Below are 25735 nucleotides of genomic sequence, written 5' to 3'. Positions count from 1 at the left end.
GGCTCCCAGCCTTCGCAACAGGAAGAACCCATGCAGAAAATCACTAAAGAAGCCTTGCTCCACAGCTACGAGGGAGCGCTCACGTTCAGCAATCCGCTGACCGACACCATTTCCACCGACCAGTTCTCCGCCGAGTATCCTGAGCACCCGGAATGGGCTGTTGGCCCGTTCCACAAGGACGATTCCCTGACGTTCCGGCAAGTCCAGGACTGGGCCGATCCAACCGGCATCGGCTGGACCGCGGATTCGATCTTCAATCCCTCCGTGATGGAGCGCGACGGCAAGCTCTACCTCTTCTACCGCGCATCACCGCGCAAGGAATCGGTCTCGAGCCGCATCGGCGTCGCCGTCTACGATCCCGGAACCGGTTGGCAGGACAGCCCGTCCAATCCGGTGATCTACCCCACCCAGGACAATGAGATCCTTGGCTGCGAAGATCCCAAGGTGTACCAGGCCAATGGCCGCTACTACATGTTTTACAACGGGATCTGGACGATCGACCGCAGCGAGGAGCAGTCTGGCCAGGACCCGGATGTCTATCCCCTTGGCGATGTCGGCTGCGACATCAATGTCGCGGTGTCCGACGATTTGATCCATTGGGAAAAGCTCGGCTTGGCCGTCCCTTACCAGGTTTCGCGGTTCTGGGCCAAGGGAGCTGTCATCCCCAGGAACGCCCAGGGCGACGCCGTCAAGATCGGTGGGCACTACCTGATGTATCTGTCCGAGGGCTGCGGTGGGACCACGCACGTGGGACGGTCCACAGACATGGTGAATTGGACGTTTGGGCCGCAGGAGTATCTGGACCTTGGGCCGCTGGGCGGCTCGCTGCACGAAGTGGCTTGCGCCATTGTCGACGACGGCGGCAGCACCGGGAGCGGCGGCGGCAAGCTGGTGCTGGACTTCTTCTACGGTGATGCAGACGGCCAGTTCTCCGCTGCGCAGGCACTCTACGACGTGGACAAACCGTTCACCCAGAAGGCGATGCACAGGGGAGGCTCACTGGCTTGGGGCGGCCTGCTCAAGTTCGACGGAACGTGGATGTTCGCCCAAGGCTGGGATGCCCCTTCGGGATCGCGGGAGATGTACTTCTACCGGGCAGACCAGGGCTAAGCAGTGACACACCCCAGTACGATCGGCGCAGTTGTAGGTTTGGACATCGGAGGTTCAAAGACGCGCGGCATCAAATGGTTGGATGGCACTGCCGTTGCCGATACTTCCGGCGGCAGCGCCAATGTCCAGAACGTAAGCCGGACCCAGGCCCGCAGCAACCTGGAGGGCGTCTTTGCCACCCTCCGCGCTGAGTCCGTTGCGCGGGTGGTGGTTGGTTCCGGAGGGATCGACACCGCCGAAGATGCAAACGCACTGGCGGAACTGATCCAGCCATTGGCTCCCGACGCCGTCGTCTCCGTTGTCCATGACACGCGCCTTCTGCTGGCTGCCGCAGGTTGCAGCACCGGAATCGCCGTAATCGCCGGCACTGGATCCGCGGCCTGGGGTACTAACGGCGAGGACGAGGCGCGTGCGGGCGGCTGGGGTTACTTGCTTGGCGACGAAGGCAGCGGTTACTGGTTCGGTCGTGAGGCGGTGAAGTACAGCCTCGAGCGCATGAACAACGGGCTGCGCCCCGACGAACTGACGAAAGCGCTTGTGAAATCTTGTGGACTCCTCGGCCCGGAGGGTTTGATTGCCCTTTTCCACGGCGACACCGGGCGCGAATATTGGGCTTCCAAATCACCGATTGTCTTTGAGTGCGCGGCCTCGGGGCATGCCGCCTCCTTGGACATGATCCTCCAGGCAGGCGCCGATCTTGCCTCGTTGGCAGCAAAATGCGCTGAGCAACTGAACATCAAGGGGCCCATTGTCGTCGGCGGTGGCCTCGGCATGAACCAGCCCCCTTTGCAGACAGCCATGCGTCTAGCCCTTGCCACTCGAGGCCTCGACACTCTGCAGGTCCTCACCCAGGATCCGGTCTTCGGCGCGTTGCACCTTGCATCCCACGAGACACCGCTGTGATGAGTCTCACTAGCAACAAACGCCGTTCTGGCTTGAGCCGCCATCGCCTCACTGTGCACTATGGAAAGGCTTGTACGGCGGCTTTCGCACTGGCGCGATAGCCGGATATCCGGATTCATGAATGGAAGCACTGAACAATGACGTTTGAAACTGCCGACTCCGTAACCCTGAAGATTTGGGACCGCTCAACCACCCACCACACGCTGGACGCGCTGGTGCACGACTTCTCGGTGCGCCACAACACCCCCAAGGCCAGCATCGCGGTTACCTGCAGCGGGCCGAACACCTTCACCGTCAGCCTGAACGGCGGCGCGGCCAAGGCCACCGCCTTCGACGCACACTCCCTGTAACAGCGCCCTTTCGGACGCAAAGCGACGACGACGGCGGGAGTCACCTCCCGCCGTCGTTCGCTGTTCCGGGCCAGTCCGAAAGGGAAGGGTCAGGCGCGGGAGTGCTCGGAAATGAGCGCGTCGATCTGGCCGGCCGCCTCCTGCATTCCCTCTTCCATTCCCATGTCGATCATCTTCTTCATCTGTTCTTCTGATTCGAAGATGGACAGGATGGTCATGCGGGTGCGGTCGCCTATCTCCTCGATGGTCACGATCGCGTGGCCGGCACCAATGTCCTCGACGGGAGCGCCATTTTCGTCGGCAAAACCGTCGTCGAATTCCAGCCTGTTCGGAGCTTGGACGGACGTGATGCGCCACCAGCCGCGGGGCTTCTCGCCGTCGGGACCCGTCATGTAATAGCTGGCCTTCCCGCCCGGCTCGAACTCGTACTGCTCGAACGTGGCCGGCCACGTGGGCGGACCCCACCAGCGCTCAAGCTGGCGCGGGTCTTCCCAGATTTGCCAGACCTGTTCGGGGCTGGCATCGAACTCAGCGACGAGGGTCAAGGTCAACGCTTCGGGATTCTGGGTGGAACTGATAACCGTCATTGCGGAACCCTTCCTATTTTTCGGCGAGGATGTCTGCGATCCGCTCGACGCGCTGCCGCCAGATCGCCTCGTACTCATCGAGCAGCTGGCGGGCTTTTTGCAAGCCATCATGGTTGCCCCGCACGATCTGCTCCCTTCCGCGCTTCTCCTTCGTTATGAGGGACGCGCGTTCCAACACCGCCACGTGTTTCTGGACAGCGGCGAAACTCATGGCGTAGAGAGCGGCCAAGCCGGACACTGAGTACTCCCCGATAGTCACTCGTCGGACGATATCCCGGCGCGTGGCATCGGCAAGTGCCTGGAACAGGCGGTCAAGTTCGGTTTCACTGAGCTGATCTACAACCATTTGGTTGTAGGATATGCCGACGGCGGAGGGGAGTCAATGGGCATAGGTATATCGCCCTTAGTCGAACTTCAGCGGAGTCCAACCGAACGGAATCGGGCCGCGCACTTTGGCCCGGCTCCTGTCGGCTTCGTCCGACCAACCCTGCCCAGAGCTTGCGGCTGGAATGCCCGTTGCGCCACGTGCCACCCGGAATCCAACGTCTTCCAGGACGGCATCCGGAGCGCTGCCCCGCCGTACCGACGCACGCACGTTCCAGGCTTCGTCAGCCCAGCCACCACCACGGAATGTCCTGTAGTCGCCGTATCTCGCCGGATCCGCGTAGTCCCAGCACCACTCCCAGACGTTGCCGAGCATGTCGTAGGCGCCGAACTCGTTGGGAGCCTTTAACGCGACGCCGGCGGGTGCGGACAAGCCGTCCTTCGCGGTCCATGCAATCTCGTTGAGCGGACCATAGTGCGGACCCGAGGACCCGGCGCGGCAGGCGTATTCCCATTCCGCTTCGGTGGGCAGCCGGTAGCCGTTGGCCGCGACGTTCCATTCGACGTTTCGTCCGGTGCGGGCGTATGCCGGGCTGAGACCTTCCGCTCCCGAGGCCGCGTTGCACCAATCGATGGCCTCAAGCCAGGTGACACCGTGTGCCGGCGCGTTTGGAGAGAGGCCAGGGGTGGGGTCACCCTTGACCCCGGCAAACTCGGCCCGAGTAACCGCCGTCCTTCCAATTTCAAAGCCCACCAGGTCCACCGAGTTGGTGCTGCCACTGCGCGCATCGCGGAGTTCAATCCGGCCACCAGGCAGGCTGAGGAGCCCTGGCGGGTTGATGAGCCTCAGACCTCCGCCACCGGCGCCGCGAACTGGGCTTCGTAGAGCCGCGAGTACGCGCCACCAGCAGCCAACAGCTCCGTATGGGTTCCCTGCTCTACGATCTGGCCGGACTCCATCACCAGGATGAGGTTGGCGTCGCGGATCGTGGAGAGGCGGTGTGCGATCACGAAGCTCGTCCGGTCGGAACGCAGGGCGTTCATGGCTTTCTGCACCAGGACCTCGGTCCGGGTGTCCACGGAGCTTGTGGCCTCGTCCAAGATCAGGACTGACGGACGGGCCAGGAATGCCCTGGCGATGGTGAGCAGCTGCTTCTCCCCGGCGGAAACGTTGCTGCCTTCGTCGTCGAGCACGGTGTCGTAGCCCTCCGGGAGGGAGTGCACGAAGCGATCCACGTACGTTGCTTGGGCGGCTTCCAGAATCTCGGCTTCGGTAGCTTCGGGCCGTCCGTAGGCGATGTTGTCCCGGATGGTGCCGCCGAACAGCCACGTATCTTGGAGCACCATGCCCATCCGCGAGCGCAGTTCGTAGCGCGACATCGAGGCGACGTCCACGCCGTCGAGCGTTATCCGCCCCGCGTCCAGCTCGTAGAAGCGCATCATCAGGTTCACCAGGGTGGTCTTGCCCGCCCCGGTAGGCCCGACGATCGCCACGGACTGTCCGGGCTCGGCCACCAGGCTCAGATTCTGGATCAACGGCTTGTCTGGCGAGTAGGAGAAGGAAATGTTCTCGAACACGAGTCGTCCGCGCGTCACCTCGGGAACAGCTGAAGGCTCAGGATCAGCGCTTTGCTCCTCGGTATCGAGGAGCGCGAAGACGCGCTCGGCGGACGCGACGCCGGACTGGAGCAGATTGGCCATCGAACCAAGCTGGGCCAAGGGCTGCGTGAACTGCCGGGAGTACTGGATGAAGGCCTGGACATCGCCCAACTGCATGGCGCCGGAGGCCACCTGCAAGCCGCCCACCACTGCAATCCCGACATAGACCAGGTTGCCGATGAATGTCAGTGCCGGCATGATCAAGCCACTGATGAACTGGGCGCCGAAGCTGGCCGAGAACAGCTCTGCGTTCTTCTCGCGGAAGCGCTCCTCCACTTCGCGCTGGCGGCCGAACACCTTCACAAGCGCGTGGCCGGTGTAGGTCTCTTCGATCTGGCCGTTCAGCTCGCCGGTGTTCTTCCACTGGGCCACGAACAGCTTCTGCGAGCGCTTGGCAATCAGCACGGTGGTCACGAGCGTCAACGGCACCGTGACCAAGGTGATAAACGCCAGAATCGGCGAGAGCAGGAACATCATGAAGATGACGCCGGCCACCGTGAGCAGGGACGTGACCGCCTGGCTGATGGACTGTTGGAGGCTTTGCGAAATGTTGTCGACGTCGTTGGTCACGCGGCTGAGCAGCTCGCCGCGCTGCACCGAATCGAAATAGCGCAGCGGAAGCCGGTTGATCTTCGCTTCAATCTGCTCGCGGAGCCGGTACACGGTCCGCTGCACGACGCCGTTGAGCACGTAGGCCTGAATCCAGCCGAACGCTGAGGCCAGGACATACAAGACCAGCACCCACAGCAGGATCGAGGACAACGCCCCGAAGTCGATTCCGACGCCGGGAGTCAGGTCCATGCCCTTCAACATGTCCGCTTTGGAGCCTTGGCCGGAAGCGCGCAGCCCGTCGATGACCTGTTGCTTGCTCACCCCGGCGGGAAGCTGCTTGGACACGACGCCGGCGAAGATCAAGTTGGTGCCCTCGCCCAGCAGCCGGGGGCCGATCACGGACAGGGTCACGCTGGCCACGGCGAGGAAGAGGACCAGGGTCAGCCACAAGCGCTCGGGCCGCAGTGTGCCCAGGAGCCGCTTGGCCGAGGGCAGGAAGTTCATGGCCTTTTCGGCCGGGATGCTCATTCCCGCGAAGGGTCCGCCGCGGCCTGGTCCCATCGGGGGACGCTGCGGGCGGTTGGCGGTGCCTGCTGTGCCGCTCATGCCGCCTCCTCCGCTGCCAGTTGCGAGGAAACTATCTCGCGGTACGTTTCTGAAGCCTCCAACAACTCTTCGTGGGTTCCGCGCCCCACGAGCCGCCCGTCGTCGAGCACTAGAATCTGCTCGGCGTCGGCGATGCTGGACACCCGCTGCGCAATGATGACCATGGTGGCGCCGGAAGTGTGGCGCTTGAGCGCCTGGCGGAGCCTGGCGTCGGTGGCGGTGTCCAAGGAAGAGAAGGAGTCGTCGAAGATGTAGAGCTCGGGTTGCTTCACGAGTGCCCGGGCGATGGCGAGGCGCTGCCGCTGACCGCCGGAAACATTGGTGCCGCCCTGCGAGATCGGAGCGTCAAGCCCACCCTCCATTTCCTCGACGAAGTCCTGGGCCTGTGCGATGGAGAGCGCCCGCCAAAGTTCTTCCTCTGTGGCATCGGGCTTGCCGTAGAGCAGGTTGCTTCGGACGGTGCCGGAGAACAGGTAGGGCTTTTGCGGGACCAGCCCGATGTGCCCCCACAAGAGGTCCGGGTGAAGTTCGCGGACGTCGACGTCGTCGATCCGCACCGAGCCGCTGCTCGCGTCGAAGAGCCGCGGCAGCAGGTTCACCAAGGTGGTCTTGCCCGCGCCCGTGCTGCCGATGATAGCCGTTGTCTGGCCTGCGCGTGCCCGGAAGCTGATGCCGCTGAGGACCGGCTGCTCGGCACCCGGGTAGGCGAATCCGACGTCGCGCAATTCAAGCTCGCCGCGGCCGGCAGTCTCGGTCACCGGGTTCTCGGGAGGCCGCACGCTCGATTGGGTCTCCAGCACTTGTCCGATGCGGTCCGCCGAAACGGCCGCACGAGGGATCATGACGGCCATGAACGTGGCCATCATGACGGACATGAGGATCTGCATGAGGTAGCTCAGGAAGGCGATCAAGGTGCCCACCTGCATGGACCCGTCGTCGATCCGGAAAGATCCGAACCAGATCACGGCCACGCTGGAGACGTTGAGCACCAGCATCACCACGGGGAACATGAGGGCCATGAGCCGCCCGGCCCGAAGCGCCATCTCGGTGACGTCCTGGTTGGCCGAGGCGAAGCGTTCCGTCTCCATGTCCTCGCGCACGAACGCGCGCACAACGCGGATGCCGGCGAGTTGTTCGCGGAGCACCCGGTTCACGGTGTCGATCCGGACCTGCATCTTGCGGAACAGCGGCACCATCCGACTCACAATGAGGCCCACCGCAACGAGCAGCACGGGGACGCTCACGGCAATCAGCCAGGACAACTGCGCATCCTGACGGACAGCCATGATGACGCCGCCGATGCTGAGCATGGGCGCCGCAACCATGAGGGTGCAGGACATCAGGACGAGCTGCTGGACCTGCTGCACATCGTTGGTGGAGCGCGTGATCAGCGAGGGCGCACCGAAGCGGGTGACCTCCTGCTCGGAGAACTCCCCGACCCTCGTGAAAATAGCGCCGCGCAGGTCCCGCCCCAAGCCCATGGCGGCTTTCGCGCCGAAGTACACGGCCGTGATCGAACAGGCGATCTGCAGGAGGGTGATGAGCAACATGAGGCTGCCTGTCCCCAGGATGTACCCGGTATCCCCCTTGGCCACGCCTTCGTCAATGATGTCGGCATTCAGCGTGGGCAAATACAGGGAAGCTATCGACTGCGCCAACTGGAAAATGACGACGGCGATCAGCAGCCGCCGATGTGGCCGCAGGTAGTGAACGAGAAGTTTCCAGAGCATCGTTCTCCAACTCACGTAGTGATTCGAAGGCCAGTCTACGACTGGTTGCTGGGGGCAACTAGAGCTTTCCCTCAGGGCGAAGTGCGGCGGGTGATCAGGTGCAACCCTCGCTCAGCTATGGGGCCTCTTTCCCCAACCCTCGCTCAGATCGTGGGGTTTACCGCGCAAGAGCAACGCCGATCTCGCGATTCACTGCAGGGATGATTTCGGTAGCCAGGAGCTCGATGGACCGCGCCGTCTCAGCGAAAGGCAAGCCGCCGAGACCGACCTGAGCCAGATACCGCGTGTTACCGAGGGCGTTATGAATTTCCAGTAGCTTTTCGACGAGCTGTTGGGGGCTTCCCACAAGCAGGCCGCCACCCGGTTCGGTCCATTCATCGAAGGTGTTCCGCGGGAAATGGTCAACTGGCCGGGGCATGTTCTGCTCGAAGTAGGCGCGATAGTAGGGGTAGAAGGTGTCCCTGGCCTGCTGCGACGTCGGCGCCACATAGAAATGGCCCCCAGCACCGACTGGCAGGGCGGCAGCATCGTGTCCCGCGTTTTCGGCGGTCTCCCGGTACAGTTCCACGAGCCGGCGGAATCGTGCCGGCCCGGACAGCAGAGCGATAAACAGCGGCAGGCCCAACCGCCCCGCCCGGACGAAACTCTGCGGAGTACCGCCCACGCCCACCCAGATGGGCAACTTTTCCTGGATCGGACGGGGCGCTATGTCCATCCCGGAGACGGTTTGGGTCAGGCTTCCCTCCCAGCGAAGGTTGTCGTTGTCACGCAGCGCGAGCAGCATGTTCAGCTTCTCTTCGAACAGCTCGTCATAGTCCTCCAATCTGTGGCCAAACAACGAGTACGACTCCACAAAGGCGCCACGGCCGGCAATGATCTCTGCCCGCCCGCCCGAAATTAGATCCAGCGTGGAGAACTGCTCGAAGAGCCGGACAGGGTCCTGGGTGGAGAGAACCGTGACGGCGGTGCCCAGCCGCAGGTTGGTGGTTTCCCGAGCGATGGCCGCGAGCACCATTTCGGGGGCAGAGAGGGCGAAATCGTGCCGATGATGCTCCCCCAGGCCCAGGAACGATAGTCCTGCCTGCTCGGCAAGCTTCGCCAGCTCAATGATGTCCTTGACCCGCTGGTGCGGTGACAGGGAGACTCCGGTCTTGATGTCGCGGGATAGCTCACCGAAAGTGAAGATTCCAAAATCCATAATTAATTGAACATTCAAGTATTTGGATTCATTCCCGAAGCCGTTAGTGAGCGAGCGTCCGCCGCAACCCCCACATACGTGAGCGAGCGTCTTGATGGCGCCGGGGGCGTGCCGCCGTCGTACCCGGACAGTAGGCTGGAAACACTCGGCAAGATCCGCTACGAAAGGACCGTAGTCATGGCATACATCACCGTCGGAAATGAAAACAGCACCGAGATAGAGATTTACTACGAGGACCACGGGACCGGCCAGGCAGTGGTCCTCATCCACGGCTATCCCCTGGATGGTTCGTCCTGGGAGAAGCAGACCGCCGCACTGCTCGACGCCGGCTACCGCGTCATCACTTACGACCGCCGCGGCTTCGGAAAGTCCAGTAAGCCGACTGCGGGCTACGACTACGACACCTTCGCCGCGGACCTGAACACCGTGCTGAACACCCTCGATGTCAACGACGCCGTACTTGTGGGCTTCTCGATGGGTACCGGCGAGGTGGCCCGCTACCTCGGCACGTACGGCTCCGCCCGGGTGGCGAAGGCCGTATTCCTGGCTTCCTTGGAGCCGTTCCTCCTGCAGACCGCGGACAACCCTGGAGGCGTCCCGCAGTCCGTGTTCGACGGACTTTCCGAAGCCGTCATTTCCGATCGGTACGCCTTCTTCACCGAATTCTTCAACAACTTCTACAACGCCTCCACCTTCCTCGGAACGCACCGCTTGAGCGAGGAATCAGTGCGAGCCAGTTGGAACCTCGCGGCCCAATCAGGAGCCCACGCCTCAGTGGCCGCGCAGCCCACGTGGCTCACGGATTTCAGGGCCGACATCCCCAAGATCGACGTGCCTGCTTTGATCGTGCACGGCACCGCGGACAACATCCTCCCCATCGACGTCGCCGGCCGGAAGTTCGCCGAAGCGCTCCCCAGCGCCGAGTATGTGGAGATCGACGGCGCCCCGCACGGCTTGCTGTGGACGCATGGTGCCGAGGTCAACCAGACCTTGCTCGGCTTCCTCGCGAAGTAGCGCGACCCAGAGGGCGACGAGGACGAGGAGGACGACGACGCCGGGAGGGCCCCCGCCGTCGTCGTCCTCATTTCGCTTGTGCGGAACTTGGAAGATTCCTGACAAAAAATTAGGACGAAACTGAGCGAATATCGCGGGAACCTTAACTCCTCGGGTCCAGTCTTAATGCAAGCACAGGCGGACCACCCGCCGGCGAAAGCACCAAAGCTGCAAGGGGAGCAGGACCGGCCATGAAGACAACAACAGCCCTGGACGAAGTCACCGCCATCAACGGCGTGATCACCGATCAGCAACCCGTTGACTTCCACTCTTTGGGGCTCGCCGGCTGCATCGACCGCCTGGCCGCTCCGCTCCGCCGCCAAGGGACCGAAATCCACTGGGAGACGCCGCACCATGGCGTCGAAATCTCGTCCGACTCCGCTTCCTTGCTCTACCACGCCGCCAAGGAAGTCCTCAGCAACGCCTTCAAGTATGCGCACGCCCACGACATCACCGTCCGGCTCGCCGCCGTCTACCACGGGATCCGGCTGACAGTCACGGACAACGGCGCCGGCTTCGACAGCGAGGCAACGCCCACCGGAGCACACCACGGATTCGGCCTCCGCCTCATGTCCATCGCCGTCAGCGAAGTGGGCGGCGAGGTCTCCATTGTCTCCAGTCCGGGCAACGGAACCTGCGTAACCGTCACCCTGCCGCTCGACTGACGTTAGGTCCAGCCCACGACGGCGGCGGGCAGCCGCCGTCGTCGGTTTCGGCGCTGCTGGTTCGCTATTCAAGTGAATCTGGTATGAAAGGCCAATGACCCCGTACAAGTCCGAACCGCCCCTGGGCGGTTCCCGCGCTCACATCAAGTCGATTTTCCCGTCGCTGGCCCGCAGCGAACAGCGCGTGGCGCAGTTATGCCTCGATTCCCCGGAAACCGTGGCCAGGATGTCAGTGGCGGACCTTGTCACCCAGACCGGGACGTCGCCGGCGACGATCGTGCGGGCGTGCAAGAGCATGGGCTTTGACGGATTCCAGCACTTGCGCCAAGTCCTGCTGCGCGATCTGGGCGCCGCGGCACGGGACAGCATCCAGCAGGAAGAATCGGGGGCAACCGGCGAACCCGGGTCCTCGGAGCATTTGGTCTCGGGGATCTTTTCCCGGGCATCCCACGACATCCGCGGAGCTTTAGGGTCTTTGGACTTCGAGGCGTTCGACGCCGCGGTGAAGGCGATCCGCCAGGGTGGACGCCTGCTGGTGGTGGCCAACGGAGGATCCTTGGCTCCTGCGCAATCCCTTGCCCTGCGGTTCCTGTCTGCCGGGGTGCAATGCGAAGCGCCATCCGACATTGTTTCGCAGCACATCTCCGCCAAGCTCCTTTCAGCGGGCGACGTCTGCATCGCAGTGAGTGACAGCGGAATGAACTCCTTCACTATTGGTTCGGCGCGGATAGCCGCCGAACGCCAGGCCACGGTGATCGGGGTGACCAGCTACGCGAAATCCGAGCTCGCCGCTCTCTCGACCCACACACTCGTGGCCGGGGCGGAATTCCATTCCTGGAACGATCAGTTGCCTATTGGGAATATCGTCCAGATGCTGGTGCTGTCCGCCCTGCACGCCGCGGTGACTGCAGATTCTCCCGATGTTGAGCGCGCCCGCTCCGCCGTGTTCGAAGAAGTCCTCCACATGGTGGAAAACCCCGAATAGCTTCCGGCGCGAAATGCGCGCAGTTTCAACTGTTTCCTGTCCGCGTACGGGGAGTTCATCAACCCCGCACCAACCGTTAATAATCGAGCCCCACCCTTCAAGGGTAAGACGTTTCCTAAATAATTCGATTTAGGAAACATCGTTTCCCCGGAGGTGCTCGTGGGCCGACTAGTGCTCAACCAGTTGTCGCGTTCATTCAAGAACGTGTCGGCGGTAAAGAACGTATCCCTCACCGTCGAAGACGGTGATTTCCTGGTCCTGCTCGGCCCCAGCGGTTGCGGCAAGACCACCCTACTCCGCATGATCGCGGGCCTGTTGGAACCGACGTCGGGCTCGCTCGAACTGGACGGAACGGACATCACCGCCGCTCCGTCCAAGAAGCGCGACTTGGCCATGGTGTTCCAGAGCTACGCCCTGTACCCGCACCTCAGCGTGGCGAAGAACCTTGCCTTCCCGCTCCACGTGCGGCGGACCGACAAGCAGGAAGTCAAGAAGCGCGTCGAAGCCGTAGCCGAAATGGTGGAGATCGGCCACCTCCTGGACCGCAAACCCAAGGAACTCTCCGGTGGCCAGCGCCAACGCGTTGCAGTCGCACGCGCCCTGGTGCGCGAACCCAAGGCCTTCCTCATGGACGAACCACTGTCCAACCTGGATGCCAAGCTCCGCACCGCAACCCGACAGGAACTGGCTGGACTGCACAAGCGCCTCGGAGCCACGTTCATCTACGTCACACACGACCAGGTGGAAGCCATGACCATGGCAACCAAGATCGCGCTCCTTAACGGAGGCCAGCTCGAGCAGCTCGGCACGCCGGAGGAGCTCTACGACAAGCCGGCTTCCGTGTTCGCCGCGGGCTTCCTGGGATCCCCCGCCACCAACCTGATCGACGCCGAGCTTTCCATCAGCAACGGCTCCATCACCGTCATGGCGCCCTCTGTGGAGGCCGTGCTGTGGGACGGGGAAACGCCCCAGCGGGACGTGGTGCTGGGCATCCGCCCGGAACACTTGAGCATCCACGCGCCCGGTTCTTCCGCAGCCGCGCCAAGCTCCGGGGCAGCCCTTCGGGGCATCGTTGACCTGGCCGAAAACCTCGGCAGCGAGCAGGTCATTTACTGCCGGGTCGGCGAGAACCGCGTGGCGGTCCGCGCCCCGCGGGGCCTGCACTGGGAGCCGGGCAACGCCGTCGTTCTCAGCGCTACTGCCGCGAACCTCCACCTCTTTGACCGCGCAAGCGGCCGGCGCCTCGAATGGCAAGCACACGCGAAGCACGCGTCCACCGCCAGCTCGGCGCAGCCGGCCGCGTCCGTCTAGCCTTCCTCTTTCCGGACCCCAACCCGGAATCAGCAACCCACCCAACCCAGCAAGGAAATATTGTGCGCCCTCTCCGTTCAATTGCACTGACCATCGCCGCCGGCACGGCCGCCCTGGCACTCGCGGGCTGTTCCGGCGCCTCGCAGGCCGGCACCGTGAGCAACCAAGTCATCCCGGAGCTCAAAGCAGACCAGCAAGTCAACATCACCTTCGAAAGCTACAACCTGGCCCAAGCCGGCGTGTGGACCGATACCGTCAAAGGCCTCGTGGCCGACTTCGAGAAGGCCCACCCGAACATCCACGTCTCCGCGCAGGCACCGCAGGGCGGCGGCGCCGTCGGGTCCAACACTGTCAGCAGCGTCCAGACGCAGCTCCTTGCCGGACACGCGCCCGACGTCGCGCAGTTGACGTTCGATTCCCTGGACTTCGCCGCCACCCAGCTCGGCGCCCAGCCGATCAGCGACCTTGTCGGCCAGAAAGCCGTTGACGACGCCCTCGGCGGTGCCCACCCCTTCCACCCCAACGCGAAGCACCTGGCCGACTGGAACGGCAAGACGTACGGCATTCCCTACGTCTTTTCGACGCCCGTCCTGTTCTACAACGCCACCAAGCTCGCCGACGCCGGAGTGACCAACCCTGACCTCTCCACTTGGGACAAGGTCGAGGCAGCTGCAAAGGCGGTTTCCGCGAAGACCGGGAAGCCGTCCCTGGACATTTCGTGCGCAAGCATCGGTGGGAACTGGTGCATGCAGGGCGTCTTCAAGTCGAACGGGGCCCAGGTCCTCTCCGATGACCGCAAGACCATCGGATTCGGCTCGGACGCGGCCGTGGACACCGTCACGAAGCTCGCACAGCTGACGAAGGACGGCGTGCTGCGCAACGCGGACAGCAGCGCCCAGTCCGAAGGCCTCGCGAAGGGCGACACCGCCTTCATCCTCACCACTTCGGCGCTGCAGGGCTCATTCATGTCGGCCGCGACGAAGGGCGGATGGCAGCTCAAGGCCGCCGGCATGCCCTCCTTCGGTAGCAAGCCTGCAGTGCCCACAAACTCCGGCTCGGCGCTGTTCGTCCTCTCGCAGGATCCCGCGAAGCAGCGCGCCGGCTGGGAATTGATCAAGTTCATGACCAGCGACCACGCCTACGAGCAGATCTCCACCAAGATCGGCTACCTGCCGCTGCGCACCTCGCTGACCGCTCCCGGCGGCTCGCTCTACGACTGGGCCCAGAAGAACCCGCTCCTGGCGCCGAACCTCACCCAGCTTGACCGCCTCCAGCCGTGGGTTTCCTACCCCGGAAACAGCTACGTACAGATCGACGACATCCTCGGCAAGGCCGTCGAGAACGTCGTCTACTACGGCAAGGACGCAAAAACCACCATGGCCGACGCCCAGAAACGCGCCCAGGACCTGATCCCCTAAGCTCCCTGCCCATCCGGAAGGACACCAACTGTGACAACCACTACCGAGGACGCTGTCTTCGGAACCCGCAACCGCCCCTACCCCGTGGAGGGCACCTATAACTTCCGGAGCACGGCCGGCTATGCCGCCGCGGGGAGCGATGCCGCCTCCGCGCGCACCATCCGCGAGGGCAAGCTGTACCGCTCGGACGCGCTGCACGGACTGACCGACGCCGGACGCCGGCAATTCTCCGAGCTCGGCATCCGCTTGGTGATCGATTTGCGCGATCGCACGGAGTTGGCGAAGGCGCCCAGCAACCTTGACGGACTCGCCATCGACACGAGGCACAACCCGATTTTCGAAGAGGGCAACGTCCCCGGTGCTGCGGAGACCACCACCCTCGCGCACATCTACCGGCTCATGATCCAGGGCCACGCCCAGCGCCTTGCCGACGCCGTTCGCCTCATAGCCAGCTCCGGAACGGACCCCGTCCTGGTGCACTGCACCGCGGGCAAGGACCGCACCGGCGTCGTGATCGCCCTGGCCCTCCTGGCCGCGGGTGTGGACCCCGAGCAGGTGATCCTCGACTACACCGCCAGCGAGGAAAACCTTCGCGGCGAATGGAGCGAGGCCATGATGGCCGCCGCCTCCAGCCACCCGGGCCTTGCCGGCATCGGCGAGGACCTCCGGGAAATCATTTCCGCGAGCCCCGCCGCCGTCCTGGAAACCACGTTGGACCTCGTGGACGAAATGTACGGCAGCGCTACCGGCCTTCTCCAGGCACGCGGTTTCAGCGACGCCGACCTCGAACGGCTCAGGGATGTCCTGACCATCAGCTCCATCCGCTAAGAAGCACTCACTTACAAGGAGACAAGACCATGAACGCCGAACTCCAGCGCCCCGCCCCCGAGCACTTCATCCTGCACATCAGCGACACTCACTTCGTGGCCGACAACGACCTCCTGCACGGCAGCGTGGACAGCGACGAGAACCTCCGCCAGCTGTTCCGCGATTTTGTCAAGGCCCAGATCAAGCCCGAAGCGCTGGTGTTCACCGGCGACCTCGCCGACACCGGCCGCCCGGACGCCTACGTCCGCCTCCGCAACATCGTGGAGCCCGTGGCCGAGGAACTCGGCGCCAAGATCATCTGGGTCATGGGCAACCACGACGGGCGCACCGCCTTCCGTTCGGGCCTCCTTGACTCCGACGCCGGCGAGGAATCCGTGGACATGGTCCACGATGTCAACGGCCTGCGCATCATCGCCCTGGACTCCACGGTTCCGGGCAAGCACCACGGCGAGATCTCGGACGAGCAGCTCGCTTGGCTGTCCGATGTCCTGGCCACCCCGGCCCCGCATGGCACCCTCATTGCCCTGCACCACCCGCCGGTTCCCAGCCCGCTGGAGATGATGGCCATGTTCGAACTGCGTGAGCAGAGCCGCTTCGAGAAGGTCATCGAAGGCACCGACGTCCGCGGCATCCTGGCCGGCCACCTGCACTACTCCACCTTCAGCACCTTCGGAGGCGCCCCCGTGACGGTCGCTTCGGCTACGTGCTACACGCAGGACCTGAACGTTGCGCCGAAGTCGATGCGCGGCCAGAACGGTGCCCAGGCGTTCAACCTGATCCATCTCTACCAGGACAAGATGCTCAGCTCGGTTGTGCCGATCGGCGAGTTCTCCACGGTGTACTCCGTCACGGCTGAGCAGATGGCCGCGTTCGAGAAGATGACCCTCGAAGAGGCGACCGCAGCGATGACCGCTCCCGGTGAGGAGTCCGACGTCGAGCCCTCCATCGCTGCCGAAGCGGGCGACGGCGAACTCGCCGAAAGCGTTCGCTAACCAGTCACAGCACCGGAAGGAAGCCTAAAGAATGTTCATCGAGACTGCCGGGCCGGCAACGGGCATTGCCCCTGCCGGCCCGGCGGGGCTCCCGGCCAACAGGCGTCCCAAGCGCCGCGCCCTGAGCCCCTACCTCTACATCCTGCCCGCCGTCGTCCTGCTGCTCGTCTGGACGTATTGGCCTCTGGGACAGACCGTCAACCTGTCCTTCAATGACTGGAACCTGATCCCCACCAAGCCCAAGCAATACGTTGACGTGCAGAAGTACGCGAAGGTCCTGAGCCTGCCCGAACTGCACCAAGCGCTCATCAACACCGGCTTGTACATCCTGGCGTTCCTGGGTATTTCGGTTGCCTTGCCGCTCGTGTTCGCGCTGCTCTCGCGCAAGGTCCAGGGCAAGGCCCGCACCGCGTACCAGGCCTTGATCTTCGTTCCTTTCCTCATCACTCCAGTTGCCAGCAGCGCCATTTGGCGGTGGCTGTTCGCTCCAGAAGGCGGAACGATTCCCGCGATCGCCGCCGCGCTGGGCGCACCCATGGGCAACGTGTTCCGCGATCCCGACAGTTCGATGACGGCGGTGATCGTGATCGTCGGCTGGCAGATGCTCGGCTTCGGCGTGCTGGTGGTTTCGGCCGGACTAGCAGGCATCAGCCCCGACTATGCCGCAGCCGCTTCGATCGACGGCGCCAGCGGCAGGCAGATCACGTGGCGGATCATCATCCCGCTGCTTTCGCCGAGCCTGGTGTTCCTCTCGCTCATGACCATCCTGCTGTCCGCGCAGTGGACATATCCGATCATCGACCTCGTGACGCAGGGCGGGCCGGGCAATTCATCAACGAACATCTACTACCTGCTGTACCAGTTCGGCTTTAGGAACTTCGACGCCGGCCTGTCCTCCGCGGCGGGCACGCTCTTCTTCCTCGGATTCGGGCTGATCGCCTTGGTCTTCGTGGAACTCTCGGAGCGACTCAGCTTCTACGACAACTAGAAAGAACCACCATGGCCTTCATCACCATCGCCCCGCCGGCCCAGCCTGGTTCCTTGGATGCTCCCCTTTCAGGGCCGACGAAAGTCCCAGGGCCGACGACGGCGCCCGCCGCCGGGCGCGGACGCCTGCGGTCTGGGTCGCTGCGGCTCCCGTGGTTGCGGTTAGTACCCAGCCACGCTCTCCTGATCGCCCTCGCGGTCGTCTCCATTTTCCCCATCTACTGGATGTTCGTCACGGCCTTCCGGCCGTCGTCGGACGCCTTGTCCACCAATCCGTTGCCGGGACCGCTGAGCCTGGAGAATTTCCAGTACGTCCTGAAGACCATCCCCATCGCGGGCATGCTGGCAAACACCTTCGGCATGGCACTGACACTGGCGGTGTCCCAATTGCTCGTGGCCATCCTGGCTTCCTACGGCTTTGCGCGCTGGGACTTCCTCGGAAAGAAGGCCTTGTACCTGTTGTTTGTGGGGTCCTGGCTGGTGCCTTTCCAAGTCACCATGATTCCCAACTACTTGCTGGTGTCCCAGATGGGCCTTCTCAACACCATCACCGGTGTCGTCATCCCGCAGTTGTGTTCGGCCTTCGCCGTGATGATGCTGCGCCAGCACCTCGAGGCCTTCCCGAAGGACCTCCTGGATGCGAGCCAGATGGACGGACGGTCATCCTGGAGGACGCTGTGGGAAGTGGTGGTTCCGAACCTCCGGCCGGCACTTGCGGCCCTTGGGATCATGCTGTTCATCAGCGCCTGGAACGAATACCTGTGGCCTTCCCTGATCATGCAGAAGTCCGATGCCCTCATCCAGGTAGGCATCCGCGGTTTCCTGGGAGCCGAAGGCAACAACTGGGGAGCCATCATGGCAGCGTCTTCGCTCGCTTGCCTGCCGATCTTCCTGATCTACATCTTCCTCCAGCGATACGTGGTGGACGCCTTTGTCCGCTCAGGGTTGAAGTAGCCCCGCCCCGAACGCCCGCTCACATATAGGGCCGTTTCGGCCGACGCCCCCTCACATACAGGCCCAATTCCGGGATCCCTCGCTCACTAGATGTGAGCGAGGGATCCGGAAAACAACCACATAAGTGAGCGAGCGTCTTGGGTGAGCGAGTCAAGCCAAGGAGTCCCGTCATATCACCTAAGGAAGCCCCCTAGGAAAACTCCTTCAACGCCTCGGTCAGCAGGCTCCCCGGAGACCCGAGCCGGACATGGGCTCCGTTCGAAGCCACGAGTTCGCCAGCTATGACGACGGCGGTGGCGTCGCTCGCCGTCGCACTGAACGCGAACTGTTGCGGCATGGAGCCCGCGGTTCGAACCGAGTCCGGGGCCACGGCCATCAAGTCGCAGATTGCACCGACTTCCAATGCCGATGCGACGGGTGTGCCCATGGATGCCGCCGCACCAACCGTAGCGGCACGGAGCAGTTCCTGGGGTGAGAACCTGCCCCGCTGACCGGAACCGAGGCGTTCCCCGTGTTCCAAGGTGCGCATTTCAACCCAGGGATCAATCACCGCGTGTTGGTCCGTGCCCAGGGCGATGGTGGAGCCGGCGTCGGACAATGCGCGTGCCGGCCCGATGCCATCGGCGAGATCGGCCTCAGTGCTGGGACACATCACCACAGTAGATCCCGCATCCCCGAGGAGCTGGATGTCGTCCGGCGTCAGGTGGGTCGCGTGGACGGCGGAAAGCCGCCCGGACAGTAGGCCATGCCGGGCAAGAAGTCCGGCCGGTGTGACACCGTAAGCCTGCAGGCAGGCCTCGTTCTCCGCCGGTTGTTCGCTGAGGTGGATGTGCAGCGGGATGTCCGCAGGCAGTTGCTGTGCGACAGTCTTGAGAGCCTCCTCCGGTACGCCGCGGACGGAATGCAGTGCGGCTCCCACGCTCACCCTGTCCGGCGGGAAAGTCCGAGCCACCTCGGCCCGCAACGAGGCGAGCCGGTCCAGCCAGGCCTGGGCGTCGGCGTCGCCAAACCGTGCCTGTTCCGGACTGAGCGGCGTCCCGATCCCTCCCGCGAGATACAGGGTGTCCAGCAATGTCAGGCGGATCCCGGCCGCCACGGCTGCCCTGGCCAACGCCAGTTCCATCGCGTGCGGCTCCGGGTACGGCGTTCCTTCCGACTGGTGGTGGACATAGTGGAACTCCGCCACGCTGCTGAAGCCCGAGACCACCATTTCCGTGAAGACTGCCGTGGCGAGCTTCTCGTATTTCTCCGGTGTCAGTTCCGCAGCGCTCCGGTACATTTGCTCCCGCCACACCCAGAAGTCACCGCGCCCGTCATGCGTCCGTCCGCGCAGGATCCGGTGAAAAGCGTGCGAATGGGCGTTGGCCGCGGCGGGGAAGACGACCCCGTTCAATATCCGGTCAGCGGCTTCGGGCTGGACCCCGGTAGAGATCCCGGAGATGCGGCCCTCGTGCACTTCCAGCCGAACACCGGTGGCGACAGCCGCGCCGCCCCCGACAGAACCGCCGTCGACGTTCAATAGCGCCGATTCACACCAGATCCCACTCACAGGAGTCCCTCCAGAACGTCGGCGAGGGCAACGGCGCCGGCTGAAGCATCCTCGTCAGCGACGTATTCTTCCGGGGAGTGCGAAATTCCGCTCGGGTTGCGGACGAAAAGCATCGCCGAGGGGACATGTCCAGCCAAGACTCCGGCGTCGTGCCCTGCGCCGGTTGCCAGCACCGGCGCGCCCGGCAGGAGTTCGCCAACGCGTCGGCTCAGCTCGGGATCGAAGTGCACGGTGTCGCTGTAGGACTCCTCGGTGAGGCTGACAGTGCACCCCTCACCTGCCGCGATTTCCCGGGCCACGCGGTAAATCGATTCGATCAGTTGCGCCGTGACGGCGTCGTCGGGATGGCGGGCGTCGAGCCACAGATCGACCCGGGAGGCAATCACGTTGGTGCCTCCCGGTACCGGGGTCAAGCGGCCGACCGTGGCCCGCGCATCCGGCTGTTTCGCCGCGGTGTCGCGGACGGCAACGACGATCTGCGCGGCCGCGACCATGGGATCGGCGCGGTCGGCCATGAGCGTGGTCCCGGCGTGGTTGCCTTGGCCGCTGACGCTCAGCTTCCAGCGGCCGTGGCCCAGGATCGAGCTTCCGACGGCGATGGCCGGACCGCCTTGGCCGAGCCCCTTTCCCTGTTCCACATGCAGTTCAACGAAGTCGCCGATTCGAGCCATGGTTTCCGGGTCGGGACCAACGTGCCGGGGATCCAGCCCGTTACCGCGCGCGACGTCGGCGAAGGTGTTGCCGTCGACGTCGCGCAGGTTCAGCGCCTTGTCGACGTCGATGGCACCGGTCAGGAGCCGCGAGCCCAAGCAGGCCACGCCAAAGCGGGATCCTTCTTCTTCCGGGAAGACCGTGATGGCCAGGGAACGTCCAGGCTCAAGACCGCGGGAATTAAGTATGTCGACGGCGGCGAGTGCGGACGCGACGCCAAGCGGCCCGTCAAAGGCGCCCCCGCCCGGGACGGAATCGAGGTGGCTGCCGGTAACGAGCGCACCGTCCTGGGGCTTTCCCCACCAGGCCCAGATAATGCCATTGCGGTCGGTCTCGACGCCGAGGCCGCGCTGCTGGGCCTGTTCGATGAACCAGTGCCTGAGGTCGAGCTCGGGTGTCGAGTAGACGGCCCTGGAGTATCCTCCGCGAACCGCATCGCGGCCCACGTCCTTGATTGAGTCAAGGAGCTGATTGACGGTTTCCACGTGTTCCTCCGATTAATGAAGACTGCCACCAAGTAAAAACCACATGTCACCCAATGACAAGGCCCTGAGCCTAGAAGCATGACAATTAACAGGCCTGAAACATCGCCGAAACGGCTTGTTCCCACTGAGCGTCTCAAATCCCGGAATCTCAGGTAATTTCTCGAAATCTATTGCCATTCGATGAAAGTTGATTTTTACTAAGTGGCAAGACATGGTGATTCAGACCACTTGAAAGCAGGTCAGTCAGTGGCAGCAGACTCTTCCACCCGGACGGTCGAAAGGGCGTTGGCCCTCCTGAGCGCGGTCTGCACCGATGGCGCCATCAGCTTGAGCGACGCAGCACGCGTTGTCGACTTGTCGGCCAGCACCGCACTCCGCCTCCTCCGCACACTGGAGGGCAGCGGATTCGTGAAGCGGGATCCGAGCGGAAACTTCCGGCCCGGCGCCAGTGTGATCCAGTTGGGAGCACTCGCGCTGGGTCAGGAATCCCTCGTGTCTCTATGCACACCGCATATGAAGAGGCTGGTGGCCGACACGGGCGAGTCCTGCTATTTGAGCATTCCCGGTCCTGGGGAAACCGGAATCTACATCGCCATTGTCGAAGGTACCCACTCTGTCCGACACACCAGCTGGGTCGGCAGGAGCATTCCGCTGGAAGGATCCGCCGCCGGAAAGGTCCTGACTGGCGGACAAAACGGCCGCGGCTTCGCCATCGTGCGAAGCGGCGTAGAAGACGACATTACGGCCGTCGCCGCACCTATCGTGATCGGCGGCCGCACCGTGGCAGCCCTCAGCATCGTCGCACCGAGCTACCGCTTGGGCGAAGCGAAGGCCCAGACATTTGGCGAGGAACTGGCGAGGGTGGCGAACAACATCCTCGTGGAACCCTCCGGAAACCATGAAGTGCCCCAGGAAAGCATGGAAAAGAAATGATCAAGTTCGAAAATGTCACCAAGGCGTACCCCGATGGGACGGTCGCCGTCGATGGCCTGAACCTCGAGGCGCCCACCGGCAAGTTGACCATCCTGGTTGGCCCGTCCGGTTGTGGCAAAACAACTTCGCTGAGGATGATCAACCGCCTCATCGAACCCACCAGCGGAACCATCTACCTCGATGACCAGCCGACGTCGGGCATGGACGCGGCGCTGCTGCGCCGCCGGATCGGCTACGTCATCCAGCACGCAGGCCTCTTTCCGCACCGCACCATTATCGACAACGTGGCCACCATGCCCGTTCTGCTCGGCGAGAGCAGGCAGAAGGCCCGCATGAAAGCCCTCGAACTCATGGAGCGCGTCGGCCTTCCCGCGAGCTTCGCAAAGCGCTACCCGTGGCAACTGTCCGGCGGACAGCAGCAGCGCGTCGGCGTGGCCCGGGCCCTAGCTTCGGATCCGGCGTTCATGCTCATGGACGAACCCTTCAGTGCCGTTGACCCCGTGGTCCGCGCACAGCTCCAGGAGGAGTTCCTCCGGCTGCAGCGCGAGATCGGCAAGACCATCATCATGGTCACCCACGACATCGACGAGGCCCTCAAGCTCGGCGACCAGGTGGCCGTGATGCGCGTCGGCGGAAAACTCGCCCAGATGGCGACGCCGTCGGAGCTGCTGACTTCCCCGGCTGACGAATTCGTGGCCGATTTCGTGGGACGTGACCGTGGCTATCGTTCGCTCGGTTTCACCAACGCGGCCGGCACGGTAACTGTTTCAGAGGAAGCAGTAGTCACCATCGGCGCCTCCGCCGCCGAGGCGCAAAGCAAGGCCACGGGAGCCTGGGTGCTCGTGGTCGACGGCGGCCGGAAACCGCTCGGCTGGGCGCAAGCCGATCTCATTAAGGGCGAACTCAAGAGGGAGCACCTCAACCTCAGCGGCACCTCCGCATCATCGTCCGGGACCATGCGCCAATTGCTCGACGCGGCGCTTTCCTCCCCCAGCCGGCGTGGCGTCGTCGTCAATGAACACGGCGAGCTCATCGGCACAGTGACGGCCACCGACGTCGTCAAGGCGATTGAGGCCGAGCCGCACTTGGAGACGGCGCGATGAACTTTGAATGGCTCGGCCGTCAGTCCGACAACATCGTCTTCCTCCTCGGCTGGCACGTGCTGCTCGCCGTCACTCCCCTCATCCTGGGACTGCTCATCGCGCTGCCGCTCGGCTGGTGGGCGCACCGCAGCCGCCGGATCTACCCCCTTCTGGTGGGCGTGGCAGGCCTGCTGTACACGGTCCCTTCCCTCGCCCTGTTCGTCCTGTTGCCGCTGGTCCTTGGCACCAAGATCCTGGACCCCCTCAACATCGTGGCGGCCCTGACCATCTACACCGTCGCATTGCTCGTACGCGTGGTGGCCGATGCCTTGGATTCCGTGCCGGAAGACACGGTCCAAGCCGCCAAGGCCATGGGCTACCGCGGCTACCAAAGCCTGGTGAAAGTGGAACTACCCGTGGGCGTCCCCGTCATCAGTGCCGGACTCCGTGTCGCGGCGGTCTCCAACGTGAGCCTCGTTTCCGTGGCAGCGTTGCTAGGCATCCCGCAGCTCGGCTCGCTCTTCACCCAAGGCTTCCAGTTGCGGTTCTTCACCCCGATCATCGCCGGCATCATCCTCTGTGTGGTCCTGGCCATGATCCTCGACGGACTGATCATCCTCCTCAACCGGTGGCTGACACCGTGGACCCCCAAGGTGGTGGCATCATGATCAACTACTTGTTCAATCCCGCGCACTGGAGCGGCGCCGACGGCATCCCCACCCTCATCGGGGAGCACCTGCTCTACTCCCTCATCGCCCTGGCGGTCGCGGCAATCATCGCGGTTCCACTCGGCATCTACATCGGCGTCACCGGCAAGGGCGTCTTCATGATCGCAGGCCTGGCCAACGCCCTCCGTGCCCTCCCCAGCGTGGGCCTGCTGATCCTGTTGGTCCTGCTGATCTCGCCCGCGTTCCCGTCCAAAATGGGCTACATCCTGCCGAGCCTCATCGTCCTCGTGCTCCTCGCGGTCCCGCCCATCCTGACCAACACCTACGCCGGCGTCCGCGCTGTGGATGCTGCCGCCGTCGACGCCGCCAAGGGCATGGGCTTCCGCACCATGAAAATCCTCACGGACATCCAGCTCCCCTGCTCGCTCCCGCTCATGCTGTCCGGCGTCCGCAGCGCACTGCTGCAGATCATCTCGACGGCGACCATCGCCGCGTACATTTCGCTCGGCGGCCTCGGACGGCTGCTCATCGACGGCAAAGCCCAGAACGACTACAGCCAGATGGTTGCCGGCGCCGTGCTGGTTGCGCTGCTGGCCCTGTTCTTCGACCAATTGCTCGCCTTCATCACCCGCAGGGTCGTCTCACCCGGACTGACCCGGCGCACCGTCAAGGCGGCCGCCCCGACCGCTGCGACCGACACCGTGAAAACCCCCGTCGCGGCCTAGGCATCTCTCCCCCCCCCCCCCCCGCTTCATCCGTCGTCGGGCGCCCTCGTCCCGCGGCGGCAACACCACCAATCCACCCCCACTTGGCCACCGCATGCCCTGCAACGGCCCTCCCCAGAGAGAATTGACATGAAAAAGTACCTGAGCGGCTTCGCCCTCGCGGCAGCCACCGCCATCGCCCTGAGCGCTTGTGGCGGTGGGGATCCCATGAGCTCCTCCAACAACAACTCCCAGGCCGCGGGTTCCACGGACAGCATCATCGTGGGTTCCGCTGATTTCCCGGAAAGCCAGCTCATCGCGAAGATCTACGCCGAGGCCCTCAAGGCCAAGGGCGTCCAGGTCACCGAAAAGCCCAGCATCGGCAGCCGCGAAGTCACCATCCCGGCGCTGAAGGACGGTTCCATCGACCTCATGCCGGAATACGGCGGAGCCCTGCTGCAGTATCTTGACGCAGCCACCAAAGCGGTCACCCCGGATGAAGTCACCAAAGAGCTGAGCACCAAGATCCCTTCCGGACTGACCCAGCTGACGGCATCCAAGGCACAGGACAAGGACGTCCTGGCCATCAAGAAGGAAACTGCCGACAAGTACAACCTCAAGTCCATCAGCGACCTCCAGCCTGCTGCCAAGGACCTGGTCCTGGGCGGCCCGCCGGAGTGGAAGACCCGTATTAACGGTGTCGCCGGCCTGAAGTCTGTCTACAACCTCGACTTCAAGGACTTCTCAGCGCTCGACGCCGGCGGTCCGCTGACGCTGAACGCCCTCCTTTCCGGTCAGGTACAGGTTGCCGATCTCTTCAGCACCGATCCGGCAATCGCCGCCAACAACCTGGTTGCCCTGGATGACAACAAGAACCTGTTCCTGTCAGAGAACATCGTCCCCCTCATCAACCAGAAGAAGTCCACGGACACCGTCAAGAGCGTGCTGGACAAGGTGTCTGCAGCGTTGACCACCGATGACCTGATCCAGATGAACGGCAGGACCGCCAAGTTCGAGGACATGGGACAAATCGCCCAGGACTGGCTCAAATCCAAGAACCTGGCCTAGTTCGAGCAAGAAGCAACTAGTCCAGAAGACTAAGGAGTACGAAGAATGGCACCCGCCGATTTCACTACCGGAGCTCGTCCGGTCAAGGCCGCCCGCGGCACCGAGCTGACGGCCAAGAGCTGGCAGACCGAAGCGCCGTTGCGCATGTTGATGAACAACCTGGACCCGGAGGTCGCCGAGCGCCCGGATGACCTGGTCGTGTACGGCGGCACGGGCCGGGCCGCCCGGTCCTGGGCCGCGTTCGACGCGATCACCCGGACCCTGGAGACGATGGAGAAGGACGAGACGCTCCTGGTCCAGTCCGGCAAGCCCGTCGGGGTGTT

The 25735-nt window shown here is 63.7% G+C and carries 25 protein-coding genes and 1 pseudogene; 18 read left to right on the top strand and 8 right to left on the bottom strand.

The window, feature by feature from the left end; all coding sequences use genetic code 11:
* Window positions 1-30 precede the first annotated feature (30 nt).
* The 3 genes from AC1DJW_RS14185 (at window position 31) to AC1DJW_RS14175 (ending at window position 2363) form a co-directional block, all read left to right on the top strand.
* Entirely contained in the window at window positions 31-1110 is a 1080-nt protein-coding gene (locus AC1DJW_RS14185; RefSeq protein ID WP_476901703.1) for a glycoside hydrolase family 130 protein, read from the top strand.
* Window positions 1111-1113: 3 nt separating this feature from the next.
* Complete coding sequence (locus AC1DJW_RS14180) at window positions 1114-2013, top strand: N-acetylglucosamine kinase (RefSeq protein WP_476901702.1); 900 nt, start codon at window positions 1114-1116, stop codon at window positions 2011-2013.
* 137 nt (window positions 2014-2150) lie between these two features.
* Window positions 2151-2363, top strand: a complete 213-nt coding sequence (locus AC1DJW_RS14175) for a hypothetical protein (protein WP_284753651.1) — start codon at window positions 2151-2153, stop codon at window positions 2361-2363.
* Window positions 2364-2452: 89 nt separating this feature from the next.
* Here the strand turns inward: AC1DJW_RS14175 and AC1DJW_RS14170 are convergent, their stop codons facing one another.
* The 6 genes from AC1DJW_RS14170 to AC1DJW_RS14145 form a co-directional block, all read right to left on the bottom strand.
* On the bottom strand, window positions 2453-2950 hold the full coding sequence (locus AC1DJW_RS14170) for an SRPBCC family protein (RefSeq protein WP_476901701.1): 498 nt from the start codon (window positions 2948-2950) through the stop codon (window positions 2453-2455).
* 13 nt (window positions 2951-2963) lie between these two features.
* Window positions 2964-3296: an ArsR/SmtB family transcription factor gene (locus AC1DJW_RS14165; protein WP_284753649.1), complete on the bottom strand. Its 333-nt coding sequence runs from the start codon at window positions 3294-3296 to the stop codon at window positions 2964-2966.
* A 57-nt stretch (window positions 3297-3353) separates the two neighbouring features.
* Window positions 3354-4115: a formylglycine-generating enzyme family protein gene (locus tag AC1DJW_RS14160; RefSeq protein ID WP_476901744.1), complete on the bottom strand. Its 762-nt coding sequence runs from the start codon at window positions 4113-4115 to the stop codon at window positions 3354-3356.
* 5 nt (window positions 4116-4120) lie between these two features.
* Complete coding sequence (locus tag AC1DJW_RS14155) at window positions 4121-6091, bottom strand: ABC transporter ATP-binding protein (protein ID WP_390282498.1); 1971 nt, start codon at window positions 6089-6091, stop codon at window positions 4121-4123.
* Window positions 6088-7821: an ABC transporter ATP-binding protein gene (locus AC1DJW_RS14150; RefSeq protein WP_476901743.1), complete on the bottom strand. Its 1734-nt coding sequence runs from the start codon at window positions 7819-7821 to the stop codon at window positions 6088-6090. The genes AC1DJW_RS14155 and AC1DJW_RS14150 overlap by 4 nt, the downstream gene beginning before the upstream one ends.
* 157 nt (window positions 7822-7978) lie before the next feature.
* Complete coding sequence (locus AC1DJW_RS14145) at window positions 7979-9019, bottom strand: LLM class flavin-dependent oxidoreductase (RefSeq protein ID WP_459342872.1); 1041 nt, start codon at window positions 9017-9019, stop codon at window positions 7979-7981.
* 177 nt (window positions 9020-9196) lie between these two features.
* Between AC1DJW_RS14145 and AC1DJW_RS14140 the strand changes: the two genes are divergently transcribed.
* The 9 genes from AC1DJW_RS14140 (at window position 9197) to AC1DJW_RS14100 (ending at window position 18212) form a co-directional block, all read left to right on the top strand.
* Window positions 9197-10033 carry an alpha/beta fold hydrolase gene (locus AC1DJW_RS14140; RefSeq protein ID WP_476901742.1) on the top strand — a complete coding sequence of 279 codons (837 nt, stop codon included), beginning with the start codon at window positions 9197-9199 and terminating at the stop codon, window positions 10031-10033.
* Window positions 10034-10263: 230 nt separating this feature from the next.
* Window positions 10264-10737: a sensor histidine kinase gene (locus AC1DJW_RS14135; RefSeq protein ID WP_390282496.1), complete on the top strand. Its 474-nt coding sequence runs from the start codon at window positions 10264-10266 to the stop codon at window positions 10735-10737.
* 94 nt (window positions 10738-10831) lie between these two features.
* Entirely contained in the window at window positions 10832-11722 is an 891-nt protein-coding gene (locus AC1DJW_RS14130; protein ID WP_390282495.1) for a MurR/RpiR family transcriptional regulator, read from the top strand.
* Window positions 11723-11881: 159 nt separating this feature from the next.
* Window positions 11882-13033, top strand: coding sequence for an ABC transporter ATP-binding protein (locus AC1DJW_RS14125; protein ID WP_476901700.1), 1152 nt, complete (start codon window positions 11882-11884; stop codon window positions 13031-13033).
* A gap of 62 nt (window positions 13034-13095) precedes the next feature.
* Window positions 13096-14451, top strand: coding sequence for an ABC transporter substrate-binding protein (locus AC1DJW_RS14120; protein ID WP_390282493.1), 1356 nt, complete (start codon window positions 13096-13098; stop codon window positions 14449-14451).
* A 30-nt stretch (window positions 14452-14481) separates the two neighbouring features.
* Window positions 14482-15279: a tyrosine-protein phosphatase gene (locus AC1DJW_RS14115; protein ID WP_476901699.1), complete on the top strand. Its 798-nt coding sequence runs from the start codon at window positions 14482-14484 to the stop codon at window positions 15277-15279.
* Between the two features lie 29 nt (window positions 15280-15308).
* Window positions 15309-16271, top strand: a complete 963-nt coding sequence (locus AC1DJW_RS14110) for a phosphodiesterase (RefSeq protein WP_459342875.1) — start codon at window positions 15309-15311, stop codon at window positions 16269-16271.
* 31 nt (window positions 16272-16302) lie between these two features.
* Window positions 16303-17259, top strand: coding sequence for a carbohydrate ABC transporter permease (locus tag AC1DJW_RS14105; protein ID WP_390282490.1), 957 nt, complete (start codon window positions 16303-16305; stop codon window positions 17257-17259).
* Window positions 17260-17270: 11 nt separating this feature from the next.
* Window positions 17271-18212: a carbohydrate ABC transporter permease gene (locus AC1DJW_RS14100; RefSeq protein WP_459342876.1), complete on the top strand. Its 942-nt coding sequence runs from the start codon at window positions 17271-17273 to the stop codon at window positions 18210-18212.
* Between the two features lie 190 nt (window positions 18213-18402).
* Here AC1DJW_RS14100 and AC1DJW_RS14095 read toward each other — a convergent pair whose 3' ends face one another.
* Entirely contained in the window at window positions 18403-19761 is a 1359-nt protein-coding gene (locus AC1DJW_RS14095; protein ID WP_476901698.1) for a formimidoylglutamate deiminase, read from the bottom strand.
* Complete coding sequence (locus AC1DJW_RS14090; protein ID WP_459342878.1) at window positions 19758-20957, bottom strand: allantoate amidohydrolase; 1200 nt, start codon at window positions 20955-20957, stop codon at window positions 19758-19760. Before AC1DJW_RS14090 ends, AC1DJW_RS14095 begins: the two co-directional genes overlap by 4 nt.
* 201 nt (window positions 20958-21158) lie before the next feature.
* Here AC1DJW_RS14090 and AC1DJW_RS14085 point away from each other — a divergent pair, with 201 nt between their 5' ends.
* The 6 genes and pseudogenes from AC1DJW_RS14085 to AC1DJW_RS14060 all read left to right on the top strand — a co-directional run.
* Window positions 21159-21890 (top strand): IclR family transcriptional regulator, encoded by a 732-nt coding sequence (locus AC1DJW_RS14085; RefSeq protein ID WP_459342879.1) that lies wholly within the window; start codon window positions 21159-21161, stop codon window positions 21888-21890.
* Window positions 21887-22993 (top strand): ABC transporter ATP-binding protein, encoded by a 1107-nt coding sequence (locus AC1DJW_RS14080; RefSeq protein WP_390282482.1) that lies wholly within the window; start codon window positions 21887-21889, stop codon window positions 22991-22993. Before AC1DJW_RS14085 ends, AC1DJW_RS14080 begins: the two co-directional genes overlap by 4 nt.
* Window positions 22990-23640 (top strand): ABC transporter permease, encoded by a 651-nt coding sequence (locus AC1DJW_RS14075; RefSeq protein ID WP_059389395.1) that lies wholly within the window; start codon window positions 22990-22992, stop codon window positions 23638-23640. The genes AC1DJW_RS14080 and AC1DJW_RS14075 overlap by 4 nt, the downstream gene beginning before the upstream one ends.
* A complete protein-coding gene (locus AC1DJW_RS14070; protein ID WP_284753633.1) occupies window positions 23637-24365 on the top strand; it encodes an ABC transporter permease in 729 nt (242 codons plus the stop codon). Before AC1DJW_RS14075 ends, AC1DJW_RS14070 begins: the two co-directional genes overlap by 4 nt.
* A gap of 129 nt (window positions 24366-24494) precedes the next feature.
* Complete coding sequence (locus AC1DJW_RS14065) at window positions 24495-25412, top strand: ABC transporter substrate-binding protein (RefSeq protein WP_476901697.1); 918 nt, start codon at window positions 24495-24497, stop codon at window positions 25410-25412.
* 45 nt (window positions 25413-25457) lie between these two features.
* A pseudogene (locus AC1DJW_RS14060) lies at window positions 25458-25735 on the top strand (urocanate hydratase); the annotation flags it as partial.

This window comes from Arthrobacter sp. 05L417, from assembly GCF_056397865.1.
This window is presented reverse-complemented; position numbering and strand designations above follow the sequence as displayed.

Bases quoted from the DNA above. Each gene is read 5' to 3' on its own strand.
- AC1DJW_RS14185 (WP_476901703.1), top strand. From the start codon at position 31: ATGCAGAAAATCACTAAAGAAGCCTTGCTCCACAGCTACGAGGGAGCG.
- AC1DJW_RS14175 (WP_284753651.1), top strand. From the start codon at position 2,151: ATGACGTTTGAAACTGCCGACTCCGTAACCCTGAAGATTTGGGACCGC.
- AC1DJW_RS14170 (WP_476901701.1), bottom strand. From the start codon at position 2,950: ATGACGGTTATCAGTTCCACCCAGAATCCCGAAGCGTTGACCTTGACC.
- AC1DJW_RS14165 (WP_284753649.1), bottom strand. From the start codon at position 3,296: ATGGTTGTAGATCAGCTCAGTGAAACCGAACTTGACCGCCTGTTCCAG.
- AC1DJW_RS14155 (WP_390282498.1), bottom strand. From the start codon at position 6,091: ATGAGCGGCACAGCAGGCACCGCCAACCGCCCGCAGCGTCCCCCGATG.
- AC1DJW_RS14150 (WP_476901743.1), bottom strand. From the start codon at position 7,821: ATGCTCTGGAAACTTCTCGTTCACTACCTGCGGCCACATCGGCGGCTG.
- AC1DJW_RS14145 (WP_459342872.1), bottom strand. From the start codon at position 9,019: ATGGATTTTGGAATCTTCACTTTCGGTGAGCTATCCCGCGACATCAAG.
- AC1DJW_RS14140 (WP_476901742.1), top strand. From the start codon at position 9,197: ATGGCATACATCACCGTCGGAAATGAAAACAGCACCGAGATAGAGATT.
- AC1DJW_RS14135 (WP_390282496.1), top strand. From the start codon at position 10,264: ATGAAGACAACAACAGCCCTGGACGAAGTCACCGCCATCAACGGCGTG.
- AC1DJW_RS14130 (WP_390282495.1), top strand. From the start codon at position 10,832: ATGACCCCGTACAAGTCCGAACCGCCCCTGGGCGGTTCCCGCGCTCAC.
- AC1DJW_RS14110 (WP_459342875.1), top strand. From the start codon at position 15,309: ATGAACGCCGAACTCCAGCGCCCCGCCCCCGAGCACTTCATCCTGCAC.
- AC1DJW_RS14105 (WP_390282490.1), top strand. From the start codon at position 16,303: ATGTTCATCGAGACTGCCGGGCCGGCAACGGGCATTGCCCCTGCCGGC.
- AC1DJW_RS14100 (WP_459342876.1), top strand. From the start codon at position 17,271: ATGGCCTTCATCACCATCGCCCCGCCGGCCCAGCCTGGTTCCTTGGAT.
- AC1DJW_RS14080 (WP_390282482.1), top strand. From the start codon at position 21,887: ATGATCAAGTTCGAAAATGTCACCAAGGCGTACCCCGATGGGACGGTC.
- AC1DJW_RS14075 (WP_059389395.1), top strand. From the start codon at position 22,990: ATGAACTTTGAATGGCTCGGCCGTCAGTCCGACAACATCGTCTTCCTC.
- AC1DJW_RS14070 (WP_284753633.1), top strand. From the start codon at position 23,637: ATGATCAACTACTTGTTCAATCCCGCGCACTGGAGCGGCGCCGACGGC.
- AC1DJW_RS14065 (WP_476901697.1), top strand. From the start codon at position 24,495: ATGAAAAAGTACCTGAGCGGCTTCGCCCTCGCGGCAGCCACCGCCATC.